Raw genomic sequence first — 19,789 nt, forward strand, 5'->3', positions numbered from 1 at the left:
TCAGCTCCTCTTGATTTAAATCCGAGTACATATTGATAAATTAAGATTGTAAACTACTTGCAGTCGCTATTTCGATTGTCTAAGTTCGCTGCCTTTCTCTTCATTCAATCAACTGTCATCTAAAAAACAATTTCTATCATCTCTTGCCCACTCTCGAATGCGTTTATGCCTTATTTGTCGCTTCATTTAATTGCTCAGCAGCTACTACAACACTAGAAGCAGCTCGTTCCATTTCATGAACGACTTGTTTGAATTCGTTCATTTCTTTTAGCACAATCTTTGCTTCTTGCTCATTCAATTGAATGGTCTTTACTAAATGCTGAAAAGATTGTTGCGTAGCTTCCGAAAACGACATACTTAATCCAACTGCCTCTTCTATTTCTCCCATAGATGTTTTCGTCCATTGACTAACTTGGCTTGAGGTTGATATGAGTGAGGTTATTTGTGTGATGGATTGCTTTGTTTGCTCTGCTAACTTGCCAATTTCCTTGGAAACTACGGCAAACCCACTTCCATGTACGCCCGCCCTTGCCGCTTCAATAGAAGAATTCAAAGCTAATAAATTTGTTTGATCGGCAATTTTTTGTACCATAGCTATAATTGTTGCAATTTCGTTTGATGATTGATCAAAATTATCCAAGGATTGAGTTATTTGCTTCGCCGTTTTTTCCATATACTTCATGGTGTTAAACAGTTCATCTAATTGTTCTTGACCTTCCAGTGCTTTTTCTTTAGCTTTTTCTGCTTGATATGTACTTTTTTCTGTCGCTTCATTCACTTCGTTTATATTTGTACTAATTGTCTCTACAGAAGCATGATTTTCCTCGGCTATTGCTACAAGTTCCTCGCTGACTGCAGTCATTTTATCCTTAAGCCAGTCTTTACCCGCTTTATATTTTTCATCCATTTTTTTCATATTTTCCTGTTCGTACGCCTCTAAGACAATTTGCTGTTCAAAACTTATGATTTTATTTACAGCCACAAGCGTAGCATGAAATTCCGCAGTATCTTTCATCTCACTATAAATCAAATGAATAATAGTATTATGTAAATTCTGATATGCCCCCATATACCAGGCAGGTTGTAAACCAATTCGATAATGCGTCTTCGCAATAGCGAAACGTTTTTCTAAATATGCCTGATTGATTTCCGCTTTAAACAAATCGTTGACATATTGCTTTAACGTTAAACGTAAACGGTCAATCGTGCTATATTTTTCAATAATTCGGCGTAAATGGTTGAATTGTAAAATAGTCGAGTAAAATGATTCAACAAGCAAATCCATATTTTTCACTATAAGTGGCTGTAGACTTTTTAACCGCTTCAGATCTGTTTCTGTAAGATGAGTCATTTCCATCTTTTGTAAAACAGATGCATCATGTATATTAATGACAACTTCTGCTTCCGTAAATGCTTGCAACCATTGTTTGTCTTGTTTTTGTTTAAAAAACATAAGTTTTCCCCCTGTACGATAGATTAGTAAACGATAATTCCTTAACTGTAGTGCAATTATATTACGGAAAAGCTTTCAAACCGTCAATCATATTTAAAATTCCCCCAGTTAAAAATAGTCAAATAATTAACTAAATAAATAAATAAAATCACAAAACCTTACATGCTATGCCTTTTTGCAATTAATAATTTATTAAAAAACCCCTACATAAATAATAATATTTACGTAGAGGTCGGTTGCACCACTAGCTCCATGCGATTTAAGGTGCCCACATATTATCGCACATCTTTGCTCCCTCATAAAAATTTATATTGATGCAGTTCTTTATGAATCACATTATATAGGTACATATTATCAATCATAAACTTTTGTTGTCAACTATTTCTGTGACAAATATCGCGTAATTCGACAAACTTTAAAATATATTAAAGAAAATTATCAACTTTCGATTATCTATGCAAGAGTCCCACTTTGCATGTATGTAGAATATCTTAACAAGGGTGATCTAGATTAAATTGTAGGATAGGCGATAGAAATATCTTTTTAGAAAAACTTGGCTTGTCGCCAAGTCTTATGGCGGAAGCCTTTGTTTTTCTTATACTATAAACCAAAAAATATTATACTTTCCTATAGTGGAACAAAGGCGCAAGCGCCCGTTTAGCAACGTAGCGAATGGAACGAATCAACTGAGATAAAGGAATCACGGTGAGGCGACGAACCGATGATGACTTATCGTAGGGCGCATTTCTAAAGTCGAAATCGTTGCTGGGCGCTTGCGCCGGACGTGGCTTCGGTTATTTCGTTATCCTCAAGCGCCTAATTTTATACTTTTGTATGAATTTCATAATTCTTAGCTCTTATGTCCCAATGGGTTTGAGACATGAAAAAGGAAGTACCTCCCCAAGTCTTGTATAATGGTAGTTGACAAAAACATCCAATACAGACTGGAGGAATACTTCCTATGACCATTATACGACAACCAAGTTTATTTGAGAATTATACGATATGGAACCTACCCAAAAATATGAAGCAATTATTGCTGCAATAAATTTAGATGAAATTTACCATGCAGTAACTAAGAAGTCACGACTTGGCGCACCGGAAGAACTGAACTATGCAGCCATGATTATTTCCTTTGCAGTAAGATATGTGGAACAATCCCGACAATAAAGGATCTTATTCAACGCCTCAATGAGGATATTGCCTTTAAATGGAATGGTGGATTCCTTGTATCCGACGCCGTTCCTTCAGAAGCCTCCTATTCTCGGCTTGTAACGAAATTAATGGCGTGTGACCTATTAGAAACGGAAAAGGAAAATATGGTACATCAGCTATCGCAGAAGGTTTTATTCAGAATGATACTGCTGCTACCGATGCCTGTCATGTTGAAGCCCGTGATCAAGCACCACCAAAAGAAGACAAACCAACGTCCGAACCTAAAAACGTGGCCGTAAATCGAAAGAAGAGCGTGACGGGTGGTTAAAAGACGAAGCTCAAAAGGAAGCTAACTTGCCTTTGTATGAAAAGAAAATAGAAGCACAATTAGATGTTCCTCTAGCTGAATTACGTGCCGGAGTTCCTCAAGATCCCAAGTGGGGAGTGAAAAAGAATTCGGAAGGAAAGAATGTCTTTTGGTTTGGCTACAAGGCTCACTTAGTCGTTGGCACATCTAGTCAATACATTTTAGATTCTCTCTTTTCATCAGGAAGTTTAAATGATGGAAAGGCAGCTATCCCATTACTGAAGGGACTTCATGAACGCTTTCCTCAACTATCTTTACAGTACCACACAATGGATGCTGGTTATGATTATGAACCGATTTACGAACAAGTACATCGAATGGGCCAACAATCTGTGATTGCTTACAACAAGCGAAATGAAGGGGAGCCTCTTGGTTATGATAAGCACTTTTCCTCAACCTGTTTTCGTGAGCATTCTTATCGTTATGATAGCTTTGATTCTAAGTATGAGACATTAAAATACACGAGACCAAAAGAATGTAATGATTGTCCTTTAGCCAACGAAGGCATCTGTCAAAAGGTTTATAAAGTAAAAATAACCCAAGACCTTCGGAAATATACCGCTCCAGCTCGCGGTTCAGAGGCTTGGAAAAACATTTTCAAACGTCGTACTGCTGTAGAACGTGTGAATGCCTATCTCAAGGAATTCTTTCAGCTTAACCATGTTCGTTATCGTACTGGAGAACGTGCGAAAGTCCATTTTGATATGGTTACACTTATTTATAACGCTTCAAAACTAGCAGTAGATCGTATAAATGCCCAATTCAATCAGCAACAAGCTACATGATTTCTGTTTTTTAAAATACAATTTTAAAATTCTGTTAGTCTTTGTATTTTTAAAAAGAGCAATTATGAAATTGACTCATTATTTAAATGATTTAAGTATTGATTGAGTCTTGCGCTATAATTACATTTAACTGTTTTTCTTTTAAATTCTGTACAGACACCTTATCAGCCTTAGTATCCGTAATGATATAATCAACATCTTCTATACCGGTTATTAAAGAAAATGCCTGTTTACCTATTTTGCTATAATCAACCATGATATATACCTGCGAAGTACTTTCTATCATTTTTTTCTTTATTTTCGCTTGCTGTTCATCAGATTCACTAATTCCTCTTTCAATTTGCAAACCTTTACATGATATAAACGCTTTATTTACGTAATAATTACTTAAAGACGCCTCAGCAAGTGGTCCAACAAAGGATAATGATTTTCCAAGCAATGCTCCACCAGTTGAAATTACGGTGATTTGTTTTTTATCACCTAATTCCATAGCAACTTTTATAGAGTTTGTAAGTACTGTGATTGGTATGTCAGGTAGAGATTTAGCCATATACCATGCCGTTGTGCTAGCATCGAGAATAATATTATCTCCCTCTTTTACAAGCTTAACCGCTTCTAAAGCTATATTCTGCTTTTCAGCAACGTTTATTATCTCTCGTTCTTTATAAGGAATCTCAAGTGAATCACTGGGGTTCATACTTATAGCGCCACCATGACTTCTTAATAACTTTTTCTCTTTTTCAAGCTTTTCTAAATCCCTACGAATCGTCTCTTCTGTAACAGAGAATATCTCACTTAATTCCGAAACACGGACACTTTTTCGTTCATTTACAACTCTTACAATATTTTGTTGCCTTTCTGCTATAAGCATGATATCCCAACTTTCTTACTAAAAATATACCAAAAAAATGATGTATATCCAAATATTATTATAATATAAATGGTTTAGAATACAACCAGCATGTTATATTTTCGCTTGTTACATACCTTTTCTTTTTATTCTATATCTAAAAAATTTATGAGCAAAGGAAAAAACCTTTGCTCATTCATTTGCCCATTTTTTCAATTATTATAAGAAATACTTCTCAGGTGGAGTAACAGCAAATCGCTTCGCTAAATCTCTTAATTGTTCATCTTTAATATCCTGTTTAATCCCGCCTTGATGGGAACTAACTAACATGTAAATTTGCGCCGCCTTCTCCACTGTTTCAATTAATCCAAATGCCTCCGCAAGGGACTTACCCGCTCCAAAAATTCCATGATGCGGCCAAATAACTAAGCGAAACTCTTTCATTTTTTTAGCCGTTTCTTCCCCGATTATATCTGTTCCAGGTACCATCCAAGGTAAAATACCTACACCTTCTGGAAAAACAACTAGACATTCGGTACACATTTTCCACAGCGTTCTTGTGAAATTTACTTCATCTAATTCATGTGTAAATGTCATTGCTATAAGATTTGTCGTATGCGTATGCATAATGACTCGATGGTCAGGATTTTGCTTCAACCTGGAAATATGGCTCATAAAGTGAGATGGAAGTTCACTGGTAGGCTGACTATTTCCTTCAAGTCCCCATAATAGTTCAACCACTTTTCCATCAGAACTTATTCGCAATATACCCAAAGATTCCTCTGGATCATCTTTAATAAACCGAAAGTATTTCCCTGATCCTGTAACTATAAAGTATTTACCAGCGAGTTCAGTAACTGGATAGTCTAGTTGTATGGTGCGAATTACTTGATCCTTATTTAAATAAGGTGTGACTTCCTCTTCGTTTAACAGATAACTAATATTTCCACCATTTAACTCGTCCCAACCAAGACGCCACATATCATAAGTATTCTGTATCATCTCGCGTACGAATGGCGCATCTAAAATTGCCTGTTTGTTTCCATTTACTTCTTTCATATGTCTGTTCCTTCCTCTGAAAAATTCTATATCGATAAATAATTACCGAAAGTTGTTCATTACATTTAGTAAAAATTTTAAAAATGTTTTAAGATTAGTCTCTTTTTGTGAGGACAGCTGCTTCATATTTGTTAACTTCGTCAAGCCATGCCATACCTGTAGGAACTTTCATTCCTTCACAGTAATAATCCCAAATTGCACCAAAAGGATATGTTTTAAGCTCTTCCATCAAGGCTAACCTTTCTGTGAAATTGCCTTTTTCTTGTAAATCTCTTAAATAATCATTTGGAGTAAGTAAGGCATATAATAGTGACTTAATCATATTTCTTGTTCCGATTGTCCAAGCTGCTACACGATTAATGCTGGCATCAAAGAAATCAAGCCCGATCCTTACTTTATTTAACGCCTCATTACGGATAATTTCTAACCCAATTTCGCGCAATTCATCATCTAAAATAATCACATGGTCGCTATCCCAACGTACGGGTCTTGAAACATGTAGAGCTAATTCATCACTAAACAAAAGCATTGCAGAGATTTTATTAGAAACCACTTCTGTTGGATGGAAATGTCCCGTATCTAATAAGCATAATTTGTTATTTTTTAAGGCATAACCTAAATAGAATTCATGTGAGCCTACGACATACGCTTCTGAGCCTATTCCAAATAATTTGCTCTCTACAGCATCCACATTATATTTTTCATTTATTTGCACAGAAAAAATTTTGTCTAATGATTCTTTTAATCTTCTTCTTGGTGTTAAACGATCACTCGGGATATCTTTATATCCATCAGGAATCCAAATATTTGTTAGTGCAGGAGTACCTAATTCTCTTCCGAAATACTCACCAATTTTTCGGCAAGCAATAACATGACGAATCCAGAATTCCCGTATCTCTTTATTTGGATGAGATAGTGTTAAGCCATCTGCTGCCATTGGATGTGAAAATAAAGTTGGGTTAAAATCCAATCCCAGGTCATGACTTTTTGCCCACTCCACCCATTTTTTAAAATGCTTTGGTTCCAATTTATCTCTTTCAACAACTTCTCCATTCGTCTCAGCATAAATGGCATGTAAGTTAACTCGATGCTTACCCGGTATTAAAGAAAGTGCCTTTTCCAAATCATTCCTTAGTTCTTCAGGTGTCCTCGCCTTCCCTGGATAATTACCGGTTACGTCGATTCCCCCTGATAGTTCTTGCTGGTTTACCTCAAACCCGGAAATGTCATCTCCTTGCCAGCAATGAATGGAGATAGGTACTTGTTTTAAATGATTTAGCGCTTCTTCAACATCTACCCCTAATTTTTCATACTGTGCTTTTGCAAGTTGATAGTTTTCAAATGTAGACATATTATTTTCCTCCTTCTCTCTTTCTAAACGTTTTTAATACAAAGGAATTCTTTATGATGTTTCGGGCTTCATGAATATCTTCAATTTGCTCTAACGCAATTAGTTGAGATATTATATTTCCAATTGCTGTTGCCTCTGACGGTCCTGCAATTACTTCCTTTTCTGTTATGTCTGAAATTAATTGATTTAAAAGCTTATTTTTAGAACCTCCGCCAATAATATTTATTTGATTAAAATTCTTTTCGTAAATTTCTTCAATCTGTTCAATCGTATTTTTATAACTGATTGCTAAACTATCAAATACACACTTCGCAACTTGTCCCGGTGTTGTTGGTTCGGATTGCCCTGTTTCCTTACAATACAATTGAATTTCCCTAATCATATTATTTGGTTTTAAAAATCGGTCATCATCTACATCAACAATGGCATAAAAATCCTTTTCTTTTGCAGCCATGTCAGAAAAATCAGCGAAACTATATTGATCTTTATAATTTCGTTTCACCTCTTGTATCATCCAAAGCCCCATGATGTTTTTTAAAAAACGATAGCGATAATCAAACCCACCTTCATTCGTAAAATTATAGTCTAATGCTTTTGTAATACATATAGGAAAGCGGTTTTCAACGCCCATCAGTGACCATGTTCCTGAACTGATAAAGATTGTTTCATCCGTTTCCGGAACAGCAAGTACAGCTGATGCAGTATCATGTGTAGCCGGGAGTATTACCTCCATATCAAAACCAAATTCTTCAACTAATTGTGGTCTTAAGCGACCGATAGATTCTTTTGGGAGCAAAATCTGTTGAAATATTTGATCATTTATTTCTAATTTTTTCAATAAATCTCTATCCCATTTCTTAGTAAAAGCATTAATCAACTGTGTTGTCGTTGCGTTGGTATACTCATTTACTTTTACTCCAGTTAATAAATAATGAAAGTAATCGGGAATCATTAAGAACGTTTTTGCTTTTTCTAATAGCTCTGGATATTTTTTCTTTACATAATATAGCTGATAAATAGAATTAAATTTTTGAAACTGTATTCCAGTCTCTAAATATAAAAGCTCTTTACTAAATATTGAAAATACCTCATCCAACATGCCGTCTGTTCTTGGGTCACGGTACGAAACAGCATCCATTAGCAGTTCGTCATTTTCATCTAATAAAACAAAGTCAACCGCCCATGTATCGACACCAATACTTACTGGTATTAAGCCTTTCTTTTTAGTCAGGTGAATTCCTTTTTTTACTTCTGCAAACAGCTTCTCTATATCCCAGCAAAAATATCCATTCTTTTGAATTAATCTATTCTCAAATCGATAAACTTCATCTAAAATAATTTTCTTATCTTGTAAAAATCCGGCAATTACTCTGCCACTTGAAGCTCCTATATCTACTGCCAAACTGCAAGAATGCATGATCTCACCTTCCAATTTTGCAAGAATACATCAGATTATAGTAATCGCTATACGAATTCAACCTTATTTAACTATAATAAATGATATTCAAATATTAATAAACAAAAATCAACACAAATAAATATTTATGTTTATTTATTATGTTTTGTTTATCTAAAAATTTTTACACCGTATAGTGTTCTTCTGATGTTGTTAAGTTCCCATAACGTTCTTCCTCTATTTGACGTAATGATTTTCCTCTCGTATTTGGCGCAAGTATAATACCAATTACCATATGAATTACAAGAAAAACAATCATTACGATACCTGCAACTTTAAATCCAAGAGTTGCCATAATTGTTGGTAATATAAACGACCATAAGGCAATACCTGTACGAACAATAAAATACATACAGCCTTGTGCTGTAGCACGATATCTTGTAGGGAATAATTCACTTGTCCATAATGCGTAAAATGCTTGAGCACCTATTCCAGCAGCAGATCCCCATAGGACAACAAATGAAATTAGGGTTGGCCATGTCATCGGCATAAAAGTAAGGATGATCCAAGCTATGACTCCCATCAAAGCACCGATACCAAATATTAATTTGCGGCTATATTTATCTCCTAACTTCATAAATATCAGGTAAGTAGTAATTACGGTAAACATCCATAAGAATGCTTGAAGTAAATTAGCTTGTTGGTTACTTAATCCGCCTACATTTTCATAAATATAAGGCATAAAGTAGCCCATTGCACCAGCGGTTAAATTCCAAAATAAGTAAATGCCTAATAATAAAAACAATGCTTCCCTATTTGGTTTTAACGAAATTAATTCTTTAAAAGAGCTTCTTTGTTTAATGCCCTTACTTCTGTCTTTCAAATCTTTGGCTTGTTGCTCTTCCCAAATCTTTGATTCAGGGAGACCGCGTCTAATATATAAAGAAATACCCGCTATTATAAAGAGATGGAAAAAAATAATTCTTGACCCCATTAAACCTAATGGTGCTAGTAGAACTGCTAAAGCAAATGTAATCATTGGACCAATTGACCATGCTAACTGTGCTGTTCCAACATGCGCAGCCCGCTTACTTTCTGGTGATTCTTCAGCTATATATGTCCAAGAAACTGGAACACCAGCACCTACCGCAATTCCAGTAATGATTGTTCCGAGAAGTAACATTGGAAAATTTACGGAAACTGCAATTAAGAGAACACCAATCATATAGACTAATAAATCATAGCTAAAAATTAGTTTTCTGCCATATTTATCAGTTAAAGGACCGCCAATCAACGCACCTAAAGCTGCACCTAAAGCATTCGCGCTTAATGCACTTAATAAGCCAACACCAATACTATCTATTTGCAGATACGCTTGCCACATTGTTAGGCTGCTAGCAGCCGCAATGATAGATCCAGCTTCAATGTAATTTGCCATCGAAATTGCTATAGTAGCCTTCCAACCTGTGACTTCCTTTGCTGCGAACCTTCTTTTACTCATTAGCCTTTCCTCCTATTTTAATCCATATGGAATACTTCTTCTAAATCAACCGTTACCGGACTGTTGTCTGAATTCGTTTCCATAATAGGCTTCATATAATCCCACCATTTTTTATTTATCTCTGTTTTTGATATTTTTTCCCATAGTAGTTCATCTTTAATTTCAACATAGCCAAATAATTTATTGCTTACTTCATCTAGAAAGATAGAATAGTTTCTTGCACCATGCTTTCGAAGTTCATCAACCATTTCAGGCCAAATTTCTTGATGACGCTTCTTGTATTCCTCTTGTTGATCAGGATAAACAGTCATAACAAAAGCTTTTCTAATCATTCAACATCATCCTTTTCAATATTTTAATAAAGAAAATAACGCCTCATGAGAACGATTACATTTCACTTACATGTTCATCATAATGCTAAACAAACAAAAAGTCAACATATATTAGTTTTATTTATATTTGTTTATTTATTTTAATGTTTGTTTTTATTGTTTTTTGTGTTTAACCAGAAAAAAGTATGATCCATTGTACATAAAAATAATTTCCTCATTCAACTAACGAAAATAATATCAACAGGACAACGTTTCATTATAGGAAACCAAATACTAAAATTGCTCAGTTAATGATGTCCAAACTAAATACTTGACAAGTTTAAGGAGAGCTTCAGTTTAAGGAGTTTTCCATGTCCTTGAAAATATCACGGTGCTTATTCACGAAGCTTTCCTCGTCCTTTAAAAATCAGAACGCTTTTTCTACGGCAATGCACGCTGGCATAGCCTTCCAACTTGAACAAACTAGGATTTAGGAACCATTTTTCTCATCATTACGCAAAATCATAAGCAGATTTTTGAAATGAGAAAAATACGGATTCTTACATTCGCAATAAAGAGGACACGCCAAACAATGGTATATCTGTATATCGACGCTTGTGATTGCAGATCAACTTTTAGTCGGCCTTCTATTAAATTCAATCTGACGATAACTTACCGCTGAATAAAATTGACGTTTTATACAGATGGAGCACTTTAACTAGGCTCTACAATGTATAAATAATTTTAGTTCCTAAGCAAAAAAGCCTAATTCCACTAAAAAATTAGGCTATTAATAACTATGTCCTCACTGAATTGACCCAGAGAACGGTTTTATAAAGTTCAATCAGTGGAGGTTTTCATTCGTCCCCACTGATTGTTAGATAAACGAATCAGGTATTTAGGTACTGTTATCTCCCACAGACTTGTTGCTATACAGATTATCCAACTCCTGAAGTGGGAGTTTTACAGCACCTTATATATGGTGATAAATTTATCTATCTTTCACAATATTTCTTTAAACATGGAGATAACTTCATCTTTAGTTGGTTGAAATGGATTTCCAGGTGCACAAGCATCCTTCATAGCATTATTGGCTAATTTTTCAAGATCTACTTCTTTAACACCCAGTTCTGAAAGCTTGCTTGGGATACCAACTTCATTAGACAATTTCTTAATCGCTTTAATCACTGCACTTGCACACTGTTCATCTGTTTTATCTGTAATATCAATACCTGCAGCCTTTGCAATTGCACGAAACTTACTAGGATCTCTTTTAGCATTTTCTCGCTCTACAATTGGTAAAAGCATCGCATTACACACCCCATGAGGCAGATCATAAACACCTCCAAGTTGATGCGCCATTGCATGCACATACCCTAATCCAGCATTATTAAATGCGACACCAGCTAAAAACATAACATAAACCATTTGCTCTCGAGCTTCAATATCAGTGGAATCTTTTACTGCGCGCGGTAAGTATTCAAAGATTATTTCTACTGCAGCCAGTGCTGTTGCATCTGTAATTGGATATGCACCAGGAGTAACAATAGCTTCCATAGCATGTGTTAACGCATCCATTCCTGTAGCAGCAGTAAGGTCTTTTGGTTTTCCCATCATTAATTCAGGGTCATTCACTGTAATAGTAACCAAGCTATTTTTATCTACCATAACCATCTTTACTTCTCGATCTTCGTCAGTAATAACATAATTAATCGTGTATTCAGCAGAAGTACCCGCAGTTGTATTCACTGCAATTGTTGGAACCGCTTTATATTTTGTCTTTCCGACTCCTTCATAATCACGCACATGTCCACCATTTGTTACAACTAGTCCTATTCCTTTGGCGGCATCTTGAGGTGATCCACCACCAACAGAAATTATAAAATCACAATTGTTATTCTTAAACACTTCCACCCCATCATGAACATTTTTAGTTGTTGGATTTGGCTTTACTTCATCATAAACAACATAGGAAACACCAATTTTGTCTAATTGATCTAATACCCTTTGAGCAATTCCACTTTCATTTAAAAATTTGTCTGTTACTAATAAGGCTTTCTTAAACCCTAACTCTTCAATAAATGGTCCAACTTCAGCTAAGCAGCCTCTACCTATTAAATTAATACTTGGTACATATAAAACCTTTGACATATGTATCCCTCCTAATTCCAATTTATTATAAGAAAATTGCCTAAACAATATGTTCACTGATTCACATATTGTTATATTTAATTTTATTTTAACGGATGAATAAAGTCAATAAAACCAAATATTATTTTTTTGTTTATTTTTGTTTATTTCAATTAATCTTCGTTTTTTATGTGATGTTTTTTATTTATTTGTTAAGAACAAAGGAGCGGGGCGCCCGTTTAGCAACGTAGCGAATGGAACAAATCAACTAAAGATAAAGTGAACGTTCCATCAGCGGGTTTTTTTTCATCCCCGCTGATGGTTAGTTGAACGAGTCGGGGATTTAGGAGCTGTTACCTCCCACTTCGACCTCACCGCTTCCATTCTTGAAGTGGGAGTATACAGCACCTTATATCCGGGATAAAGGAATCCCACTAAAATAAGGGTATACCGACGTCTGGTAAGCCAGTTTTTCATCGGTCTTCCTCTTAGTGACGAACCGATGAGACCTTATCTTATCGTAGGGCGCATCTCTAAAGTCGCATCGTTGCTAAGCGATGAAGCCGAACGTGGCTATTGCTGGAAGTGTGGAATCGTTCACAACAAAAAGGTGACTTTTAGTATGTATCTCTGTCTAGTCCTACTTACATATATAAATATTCTGGGTACCCCCTACTACAGAGAATATTTACGATCACAAGTTAACAATGAAAAGAAGTGGGAAACCCAATAAAACTTATTCCGTACGCTTTGCCACAAACACATATGTGCGGGGTACCTTTACGAGAGATCATAGTGATGTTAAAATGCTTGAAAAAAATATATACCAAAAGAAAAAAAACACCATGACTTTTAATTAGTTAATAGTACGTACGTAAGAAAACTCCTCTTTAAACTAATTTTGCACAAATAAAAGTTGTACATTATTTCACAAACTAGAATATGTCTAAAAAACATGCTACAATGTACAATTGCAAGATAGAAAAAATGAATAACGACTACCATACATTTGTATCTTGCAAATATAAATGATAGGTGGTAAACAACATGGAAGGCAATATGGAGTATGAAGTATTATTGTATTATCATTATGTTCACATCGAAGACCCTGAGGGTTATGCAGCGGAACATTTGAAGTTTTGTAAGGATTTAGGACTAAAAGGCAGAATTCTTGTTGCTCATGAAGGGATCAACGGAACGGTATCTGGGACGAAGGAGCAAACGAAGGCATACATGGATATGATGCATGGTGACTCTCGTTTTGCAGATATGGTGTTTAAAATTGATGCGCATAACGGTCACGCGTTCAAGAAGATGCACGTTCGCCCACGGAAGGAATTAGTAACATTCCGTCTGGAAAATGATATTGATCCACATGAAGTAACGGGGAACTATTTGTCTCCTAAAGAATTTTACGAAGCAATGCAGGAGGAAGATACGGTCGTTATTGATGCACGTAACGATTATGAATATGATTTAGGTCATTTCCGCGGCGCTGTTCGTCCTGATATTAAAACATTTCGCGAGTTACCAAATTGGATTCGCAAGCATAAGGACGAGTTTAAGGATAAGAAAATTCTAACGTATTGTACAGGCGGCATTCGTTGTGAGAAATTCTCCGGTTGGTTAAAGGAAGAAGGATTCGAAGATGTGAACCAATTACACGGCGGAATTGTGACATACGGAAAGGATCCGGAAGTACAAGGCGAATTATGGGACGGGAAATGTTATGTGTTCGATGAACGCATTTCAGTTCCGATTAATCGCAAAGAGCATGTCGTTGTTGGTGTGGATTATTTTGACGGTGAGCCGTGTGAGCGATACGTCAATTGTGCGAATCCAGAATGTAATAAACAAATTCTCTGCTCCGAAGAAAATGAGCATAAATATTTACGAGGCTGCACACATGAATGTCGTGTAAGCGCGCGAAACTTATATGTAAAAGAGCATGAGCTTTCTGAAGCAGAAGTAGAAACCCGACTTGAGGCAATTGGCGAAAGCCTAAAAATGAAAGCTTAATGAAAAGGGCTGTTTCATAAATTAGATTGTTTTAATGCAAAAAAGAATTAAGTAATATAGAAAAAGAATGCAATTAATATAAGTTATTACATTTTTGTAAATAAAATGTAAATTTAAGATTTTAACCGTATAAATCTGTTATGCTTTAATTAAAAGGAGATGATTTATGTGGTTAAGTCAAAAAATTTTTTATTGAAATCAGGATTAGTTTTTCTCTCTGTGTTATTATTTTTCACAAGTATTCCACCAGTTAGTGCTTCTTCTGTTAACTCGTCTGATGTTACTGTCAAAAATGCAGTGGAGATTCTAGAAGCACTGGATAATAGTGCTGTTACTCAAACAGATAGTTCAATTTTGATTAATGAAGATCAGTTAGAAAAAGAATTAAAAGACAATCAAGAATACGAAAAAGTAAAAGTAGAACTTGAAAAAGCGGGATTATTAACAAATAAAACTTATGCTGATATACCAATAATGCGTGCTGCATCTTCAGCATTAAATCCTAAATGGGTAAAAGCTAGAAATTCTTGTGCAAAAAAATACCTAAAAGATAAATATGGAGTTGCGGCACTTTCTACAACTATAGCTGCTTTATTTTCTGGAAGCTTTAGAAAAGCAGCCAAAGAGCTAGCTAAAACCGGTGCAAAACTTACTGTTCCTGGTCTTATCGCTGCATTTGGAGTTATGAATTATAAATGCATTAAAGAAGCTAATTCTAAGCATAGTGTATATTAAAGAATTTTGAACCAAATTTAGTAGTAGTGAGGTATAGATTAAATTAAATGAATAAATATCATAAATCAAGCTTAAAACTAATTTTTATTATTGCTATAACATTAATTTTGTCTACGTATTGGTTGAATTTAAAGATAGGTTATGGAATTGTATTTTTGTTTGTAATTGTTGGATATACTATTTACCGTAATTTTAAAGCATCTAAAAATGATGAGGAAAAAAAATAGAAGAGTAGCGAATGCTATTCTTCTATTTTCAATTCATCTATTAATTCATTTCTTCTGTTAATTCTCTTTGTTCCTTCAAACATAATTTCCCTTTCCCCAGTTATACATTAATGCATACACATATTCGGTTTGATCAAGTTCCTTGTATTTGTCGAGTTCCCTATTTTTAAATTTCTTTAACGCATCTTTAAATAAACCCCAATAAACAATAAGTCTTTTTCCTTTTAACGATTTATAAAAAACTTCAAATACATGCTTATCTACAAGATAGTCAGTATCTTTTGCGGAATACTTCACAAGCTCAGAAACTTCTCTTTTGCTATTTTCCCGCACCTTTCGAACATCTACTTGTGTAATTTCAGTATTATTGGTAGATTCCTGCCATAATTCAAGCCATCTAAATCGTTTAATATACAATCTAGCATTATTAAAATAGCTTTTATCTACTGCAATTAACACATGGAAATGCGGATTATATGTATCATAATTCGGGTTATTATCTCCCACACGAAGACCCCGTTTATCATAATATGCTTGTCTTTGTTTATACATTTTTTTTGATATGATTCTATGATTATCGTATGTAACTTCTAACTTTCTAGCATATCCTTTTACAATTCGTTTTACTTCCGTTCTTTTCACTAATTTTTGAAAGGACTTATTATACTGTTTGATTTCTTCATGAACGGAGTCGTTAACGTGAGAAAAATAAAATCTTTTTCATGTTCTTTTTTGATATACTTCATCATAATCGAAAGTGCCAATGCATCTTTTCTTGCCTTTTTCCAAGCACAAATTGGACAAAAGCGATTTTTACAAGAGTTCCCTTTATCTTGTTTTTTGTTCTCCAATGACTCATCACTCGCAAACATCATGAATGTATTACATTCTTTAATCAATTCTAAACTGTTTTCCGATACAAAAGATTGAATATAATTAACTAACACTTGATTTTTCTTCTTTTTCTGTGTATATTTATCCATATAAATTAATACCTTTAGAACAAGAAAAACAACTTGCTCTCCCTTTCGTCTAATATTGGTTATAAGTGTGGTTGCTTAAAATCATTATTAGTAGACAGGGGAAAGCAAGTTTTTTAATAAAAAAAAACCAATAACCATGCGGGTTAGAACATGATTCTTCCTCTGAAATTCGCTCGTAAATTGTTACCCTTATTATCAAGATAACCAGCCCTTTTCTTATCTTCAAAAAGCATTGATTAACGTGATAATGTATCCGCATGAGCTCTATATTTTGATTCATTCTTTGAAAAACAGACGAAGATGATTAAGTTTATTTATCCAGTGCTTGCTCCGTTTATTCAAATTTATTTACAAGCTGTTGTAGGTCTTCGGAAACTTTCGCTAAGTTTTCTGAAGAGGATTCGATTTCCTGTATAGATGCAAGTTGTTCTTCTGTTGCAGCAGATACGGTTTGTGTTTGTTCCGCTGCCTGTTCCGCAATTTTTTTAATCCCATTCATGGATGTTTGCAGGCTTATTGCCCCAGATGAAAGATGATTAACATCTGTACTAATTTGAGAGAAGTCATTGAAAATATCATGAAATGTACTTTCAATTTTGCTAAACATACTTCCAGTGTCATGAACTACATTCGTTCCTGTTTCTACTACTTGTTTTGTTATGTTCATGGAATCCATCGTTTCATTTGTTTCGTACTGAATGGTTTCAATTAAACGAGTGATTTGCTCAGCTGACTGACTGGATTGTTCTGCCAACTTTCTTACTTCTTCGGCAACAACAGAGAAACCTTTGCCGTGTTCTCCAGCTCTAGCCGCTTCAATGGCCGCATTTAAAGAGAGCAAATTCGTTTGGGTCGCTATATCGGTAATGGTTTGGTTTATGGTATCGATTTCTGTCAAGCTTCGGCTTAGATTATGGATGGTTTTTCCTAATCGAACCACATTCCTATCAATGGTTTCCATTTGCTCTACTACTTCATCCATAGATTCCTTCCCTTTTACAGACATTTGCGTGGTCTCTTCTGCATGAGCTGAAATTACCGTCGTTTGATCCGCTATTTTTTGAAAGCTAGCTACCATCGTATTCATCGTATGAGCAGTTTCCTCAATATGATCCATTTGTCCCATCGATCCTGCTGCTATTTCTTGAATCGCAGAAGCAACGTGCTCTGACGCTTGTGTGTTTTGCTGAGCGCTGGCAGTTAATTGTTCAGAAGAAGAAACCACATTTTCTGCTCCTTCCTGAATAGACCATAGTAAATCTCTAATTCTAGTTATCATAGCATTAAAAGAAGAAACTAGTTGACCAAATTCATCATTTGCTTTGTAATCGCCCGTTACTAATTTGCCTTGTTCAGCAGCCCCCATTACATATTGTAAGTGTTTAACTGGCTTTATAATCGATTTAACAATCCATAAGCTAACAGCAATAAAGACAACGATCCCCACTAAAGTTATAATGATAAAAATCATGTTTACTTCTTGTAAATGAGTTTGATTTTTTTTGTTAATATCACTCGCTTTATTAGAAAAGTACTTTTGGATTTTCGTCATTATATTGTCTAATTCCATACGTTTGGTCATAACATGATCTACATAATATTTATACCCTCCCTTTTTATCATCTTTTGCTAATTTAAGAGCAGTAGTTCTCCCCCGAATATAATCATCTAATAACATATTATATCCATCCGTATCTATAATCTTTTTGGGAAATAAATCTTTAGTCTCCATTTTTTTACTTTCGATCACTAGTTCGTCAATACGTTTAATTAGGTCATTATATTTATTCTGATCATTTGTCATCATGGCTTCCATTGAATAAGCATCAATAGTGGCATTGTTTTTTTGGATCTTCCCAAGCTTGTCAATGGAAAGTAAATATTTGTCATACATTTCTTTAGAATCATCTGCCATATCATGTAAATATGTAAATCCTACTATACCTACGATAGTAGATAAAAGAACAGCCAAAGTAACAAGTAACACGAATTTCTTGGCTATTTTCAAATTTCTCATTATTTATCTTTCTCCTTCTTATATAGTGATGGATGGCTTTATTAAAGGGGGACAACTAATAGCACGTACCTTCTGGTGGTAATTTCGGCAACAATCTCTGTTATGCCGTATTGTCATTTTTGTGAAATAACGAACAGAAATAGAGCCATTTCAATGGAACAGATAAAGTGTATCTTCAATCAGCAAGGGTTCCACTCATCCCCACTGATTGTTAATAAACGAATCTGGATTTTAGGTCCTGTTATCTCCCACTTTGAGCAGCAGTAGAATTATCCAACTCCTGAGTGGGAGTCTTACAGCACCTTATATACGGGATAAAAACAAAACTTGTCAGCAATACTGCGTGATTAGTTCTATTATCCTATAACTTAGGAACCGCTACTTTAGTAATGAAAATGAATCAAGCATTACTATCATAGTATTTTTTTCTTATAAATTCAATTATTTTCATCTATAATAACAGACATTTAATAGACACTTTCACAATTATTTGAAACAAAATCAATTACCTAAAATCAGGACTTTTTATGGAGATACATTGGATGGCAAAAAACATGATAAAAACAAAAATATGTTTTTTTGACAGCTTTCTCGCTTATTGCTATCCTTTTTCTAAAAGGAGGGTGTTTATGTCTGTTTATGATTTCCAAGTAGAAACAATCGACGGGAAAGAAACATCACTTGCTGATTATCGAGGGAACGTGCTTCTTATTGTAAATACTGCGAGCAAATGCGGCTTTACCCCACAATTCAAAGGGCTGCAGCAACTATATGATACCTTTAAAGGTCAAGGCTTTTATGTGCTTGGATTTCCTTGCAATCAATTTAACAACCAAGACCCTGGCTCGGAAGAGGAAATTGCGGAGTTCTGTCAATTGAATTATGGCGTGACGTTTCCCATGTTTCGTAAAATTGATGTAAAGGGAGAACAGGCACATCCTTTATTTCAGTATCTTACAGAAGAAGTAAAAGGTATGTTTACAAAGCAAATTAAATGGAATTTCACCAAATTTTTAATCAATAAACAGGGCGAGGTTATTAATCGATACGCACCGCAAACGAAGCCTGAACAAATAAAAAAAGATATCGAAGCTACCTTGAAAAAATAAAAAAAGCAATATTCAAATCTAACGTTGTGTAAAAAGAGTTCGTTTTCTAGGCGCTCCCCAAACGCATAGAAAAAGCTTGGACTAAAATCCAAGCTTTTGCATTTTCCTTAACATACACCTTTTTACAAACTACTTCCAAATTTCATCTAATTTATCCGAATTGAATGTAATTGCTTTTTTATAACTAATAATTTCACTATCATTTGTCGTATCTATTAAGCATTATATACGGGATACATTAGAATTCAATTGTAATTCGGTATAATTAACCTTACTTTGAGCACCTTAAATCGAATTGGTCGGGGGGCTTCTGAAGTATGATCAAATATAATTCAAGCATA

Annotated in this window: 12 protein-coding genes, 2 pseudogenes and 1 riboswitch; of the genes and pseudogenes, 4 read left to right on the forward strand and 10 right to left on the reverse strand. The window is 34.8% G+C overall.

Translation table 11 applies throughout. The features are described from left to right. Positions 1 to 163: 163 nt before the first annotated feature. Positions 164 to 1,453, reverse strand: a complete 1,290-nt coding sequence (locus KBP50_RS15210; protein ID WP_050351304.1) for a globin-coupled sensor protein — start codon at positions 1,451 to 1,453, stop codon at positions 164 to 166. Positions 1,454 to 1,674: 221 nt separating this feature from the next. Beyond that, positions 1,675 to 1,758, reverse strand: a riboswitch (cyclic di-GMP riboswitch). Positions 1,759 to 2,414: 656 nt separating this feature from the next. Here KBP50_RS15210 and KBP50_RS15215 point away from each other — a divergent pair. Beyond that, positions 2,415 to 3,760, forward strand: a pseudogene (locus KBP50_RS15215) (transposase). A 91-nt stretch (positions 3,761 to 3,851) separates the two neighbouring features. Here KBP50_RS15215 and KBP50_RS15220 read toward each other — a convergent pair. From KBP50_RS15220 to KBP50_RS15250, 7 genes are all read right to left on the reverse strand, one after another. Further along, entirely contained in the window at positions 3,852 to 4,631 is a 780-nt protein-coding gene (locus KBP50_RS15220) for a DeoR/GlpR family DNA-binding transcription regulator (protein ID WP_050351305.1), read from the reverse strand. A gap of 198 nt (positions 4,632 to 4,829) precedes the next feature. After that, positions 4,830 to 5,669 (reverse strand): rhamnulose-1-phosphate aldolase, encoded by an 840-nt coding sequence (gene rhaD, locus KBP50_RS15225; RefSeq protein WP_050351306.1) that lies wholly within the window; start codon positions 5,667 to 5,669, stop codon positions 4,830 to 4,832. Positions 5,670 to 5,763: 94 nt separating this feature from the next. Then, a complete protein-coding gene (gene rhaA, locus KBP50_RS15230; RefSeq protein WP_050351307.1) occupies positions 5,764 to 7,020 on the reverse strand; it encodes an L-rhamnose isomerase in 1,257 nt (418 codons plus the stop codon). Position 7,021: 1 nt separating this feature from the next. After that, positions 7,022 to 8,437, reverse strand: a complete 1,416-nt coding sequence (gene rhaB / locus KBP50_RS15235) for a rhamnulokinase (protein ID WP_050351308.1) — start codon at positions 8,435 to 8,437, stop codon at positions 7,022 to 7,024. Positions 8,438 to 8,600: 163 nt separating this feature from the next. After that, on the reverse strand, positions 8,601 to 9,917 hold the full coding sequence (locus KBP50_RS15240; protein ID WP_050351309.1) for an MFS transporter: 1,317 nt from the start codon (positions 9,915 to 9,917) through the stop codon (positions 8,601 to 8,603). Positions 9,918 to 9,934: 17 nt separating this feature from the next. Beyond that, entirely contained in the window at positions 9,935 to 10,249 is a 315-nt protein-coding gene (gene rhaM, locus KBP50_RS15245; RefSeq protein WP_050351310.1) for an L-rhamnose mutarotase, read from the reverse strand. 981 nt (positions 10,250 to 11,230) lie between these two features. Beyond that, entirely contained in the window at positions 11,231 to 12,379 is a 1,149-nt protein-coding gene (locus KBP50_RS15250; protein WP_050351311.1) for an iron-containing alcohol dehydrogenase, read from the reverse strand. Between the two features lie 1,026 nt (positions 12,380 to 13,405). On the opposite strand from KBP50_RS15250, the gene trhO reads away from it, so the two are divergent. Both trhO and KBP50_RS15260 read left to right on the forward strand, forming a co-directional pair. After that, positions 13,406 to 14,377 (forward strand): oxygen-dependent tRNA uridine(34) hydroxylase TrhO, encoded by a 972-nt coding sequence (trhO, locus tag KBP50_RS15255; RefSeq protein ID WP_050351312.1) that lies wholly within the window; start codon positions 13,406 to 13,408, stop codon positions 14,375 to 14,377. A gap of 168 nt (positions 14,378 to 14,545) precedes the next feature. Continuing rightward, positions 14,546 to 15,112 carry a hypothetical protein gene (locus KBP50_RS15260; protein ID WP_050351313.1) on the forward strand — a complete coding sequence of 189 codons (567 nt, stop codon included), beginning with the start codon at positions 14,546 to 14,548 and terminating at the stop codon, positions 15,110 to 15,112. Positions 15,113 to 15,414: 302 nt separating this feature from the next. Here the strand turns inward: KBP50_RS15260 and KBP50_RS15265 are convergent. Further along, positions 15,415 to 16,322 (reverse strand): annotated as a pseudogene (locus KBP50_RS15265) (protein rep). Between the two features lie 334 nt (positions 16,323 to 16,656). Next, entirely contained in the window at positions 16,657 to 18,339 is a 1,683-nt protein-coding gene (locus KBP50_RS15270; protein ID WP_050351315.1) for a methyl-accepting chemotaxis protein, read from the reverse strand. 629 nt (positions 18,340 to 18,968) lie between these two features. On the opposite strand from KBP50_RS15270, the gene KBP50_RS15275 reads away from it, so the two are divergent. Next, the gene (locus KBP50_RS15275) at positions 18,969 to 19,448 is read left to right on the forward strand and encodes a glutathione peroxidase (protein ID WP_050351316.1); all 480 of its coding nucleotides are present in this window, start codon (positions 18,969 to 18,971) and stop codon (positions 19,446 to 19,448) included. Positions 19,449 to 19,789 lie beyond the last annotated feature (341 nt).

This window comes from Virgibacillus pantothenticus (assembly GCF_018075365.1).
In the GTDB taxonomy this organism is placed as follows: Bacteria; Bacillota; Bacilli; order Bacillales; family Amphibacillaceae; genus Virgibacillus; species Virgibacillus pantothenticus.

What these genes read in the sequence shown, in the direction of transcription:
- KBP50_RS15210 (WP_050351304.1), bottom strand. Translation starts at nt 1,453, where the DNA reads ATGTTTTTTAAACAAAAACAAGACAAACAATGGTTGCAAGCATTTACG.
- KBP50_RS15220 (WP_050351305.1), bottom strand. Translation starts at nt 4,631, where the DNA reads ATGCTTATAGCAGAAAGGCAACAAAATATTGTAAGAGTTGTAAATGAA.
- rhaD (WP_050351306.1), bottom strand. Translation starts at nt 5,669, where the DNA reads ATGAAAGAAGTAAATGGAAACAAACAGGCAATTTTAGATGCGCCATTC.
- rhaA (WP_050351307.1), bottom strand. Translation starts at nt 7,020, where the DNA reads ATGTCTACATTTGAAAACTATCAACTTGCAAAAGCACAGTATGAAAAA.
- rhaB (WP_050351308.1), bottom strand. Translation starts at nt 8,437, where the DNA reads ATGCATTCTTGCAGTTTGGCAGTAGATATAGGAGCTTCAAGTGGCAGA.
- KBP50_RS15240 (WP_050351309.1), bottom strand. Translation starts at nt 9,917, where the DNA reads ATGAGTAAAAGAAGGTTCGCAGCAAAGGAAGTCACAGGTTGGAAGGCT.
- rhaM (WP_050351310.1), bottom strand. Translation starts at nt 10,249, where the DNA reads ATGATTAGAAAAGCTTTTGTTATGACTGTTTATCCTGATCAACAAGAG.
- KBP50_RS15250 (WP_050351311.1), bottom strand. Translation starts at nt 12,379, where the DNA reads ATGTCAAAGGTTTTATATGTACCAAGTATTAATTTAATAGGTAGAGGC.
- trhO (WP_050351312.1), top strand. Translation starts at nt 13,406, where the DNA reads ATGGAAGGCAATATGGAGTATGAAGTATTATTGTATTATCATTATGTT.
- KBP50_RS15270 (WP_050351315.1), bottom strand. Translation starts at nt 18,339, where the DNA reads ATGAGAAATTTGAAAATAGCCAAGAAATTCGTGTTACTTGTTACTTTG.
- KBP50_RS15275 (WP_050351316.1), top strand. Translation starts at nt 18,969, where the DNA reads ATGTCTGTTTATGATTTCCAAGTAGAAACAATCGACGGGAAAGAAACA.